The organism is Mesorhizobium sp. M0854, assembly GCF_040319815.1.
Classification (GTDB): domain Bacteria; phylum Pseudomonadota; class Alphaproteobacteria; order Rhizobiales; family Rhizobiaceae; genus Mesorhizobium.
The window spans coordinates 1-1,472 of the sequence record NZ_JAMYOL010000080.1; the positions used below are offsets into that span (position 1 = coordinate 1).

The 1,472-nt window shown below is 66.6% G+C and carries 1 protein-coding gene; it reads left to right on the top strand.

Translation table 11 applies throughout. From position 1 onward, the window contains the following. The first annotated feature begins 85 nt into the window (after window positions 1–85). Window positions 86–1,174 (top strand): IS110 family RNA-guided transposase, encoded by a 1,089-nt coding sequence (locus NKH99_RS32600; protein ID WP_353017968.1) that lies wholly within the window; start codon window positions 86–88, stop codon window positions 1,172–1,174. The last annotated feature ends 298 nt before the right edge of the window (window positions 1,175–1,472 follow it).

The window sequence follows — 1,472 nt, forward strand, 5'->3', positions numbered from 1 at the left end:
TCACGGCATGATGGGGTGGACGGCGCCCGACGGCATCGGATGTGCCAGAATGAGTTCGTTGAGATCTCAAACAAGGGAGCCGTCCGTGGAACACCTTATCCGTATTGGCATGGATACGTCCAAGAGTGTTTTTCAGCTGCATGGTGTCGACGCTGCGGAGCGTTCGGTGCTGGTGCGTAAATTGCAACGGCGGGCGGTAGTCCCGTTCTTCGCCAAGCTTGCGCCGGTGAGGATCGGGCTGGAGGCGTGCGGTGGCTCGCATTACTGGGCGCGCACGCTGTCGGGGCTGGGTCATGAGGTGGTGCTGATCGCGGCGCAGCACGTGAAGCCGTATGTGCGGCGCGGCAAGCATGACGCGGCTGACGCCGAGGCGATCTGCGAGGCGATGAGCCGGCCCAGGACACGCTTTGTTGGGATCAAGAGCGGCGAGCAGCAAGCGGCGCAGATGCTGTTTGGGGTGCGCGAGCAGCTGGTGCGGCGGCGCACGCAGCTTTCCAACACGATCCGCGGCTACGCAGCCGAATTCGGCCTGGTGGCCGCACAAGGCCTTGCCCGCATCGAGCCACTGCTGGCCCGCATTGCCGGCGACGCGACGGTGCCGGCGCTGGCAAAGGAACTGCTTGAGACGCTCGGCGAGGAATACCGCGCGGTGTGCGCGCGATACGCGGCAATCGACAAGAAGCTGTTGGCCCATCACCGCAAGGACGAGACTGGACAGCGGCTGGCTGCGATGCCCGGCGTCGGGCCGGTCGTGGCGAGCCTGCTCGGCGTCAAGGTCACTGATGCGACAGCGTTCGGTTCGGGACGCGACTTCGCGGCGTGGCTGGGGCTGACGCCGAAGAACCATTCGACCGCCGGCAAGAACCGGCTGGGGGTGATCACGCGGGCCGGCGACGAGATGCTGCGGCAGGCGCTGGTGGTGGGCGCGACGGCCCACGTCCAGCAGGTGCGTCGCGGCCGCGCCAAGGCCTCGCCGTGGCTGGCGGCGTTGATTGCGCGCAAGCCGCCGAAGCTGGCGGCTGCGGCGCTCGCCAACAAGACCGCCCGTATGGCCTGGAAGATGATGATCACCGGCGAGCCGTACCGTTGCGGCCTGGCGGGCAGCCTGACGCCTCCTCGCCGCCCTCAAGGCCGCTTCGCGCCGCCTACGGCGGTGGCCTGCGGCCAGCCCTGACCGCGGCTCAGCACGGCGCTGACATGCCCGGATAGGCCGCAACGGAGGAACACCGAACACAAGCTCTTGCAACGGAAGGAAGATGGCGTGATCGATCGATCCGTGACGCGCGAAACTCCGAGGGATCCATTGGCCAACGAAACCGCTGGCATGATTGGAACGGGCGTCGCGAACCCCACCTTGGCCAGCGGCCGCAAGGACCGTGCTCAAAGGCCGGACATATGGACGCAAGCGATCGAAAACGACGCAAAACAACCGTTGCAGGCAGGGCGCCGTCCACATATGGATCCCAGGGTCT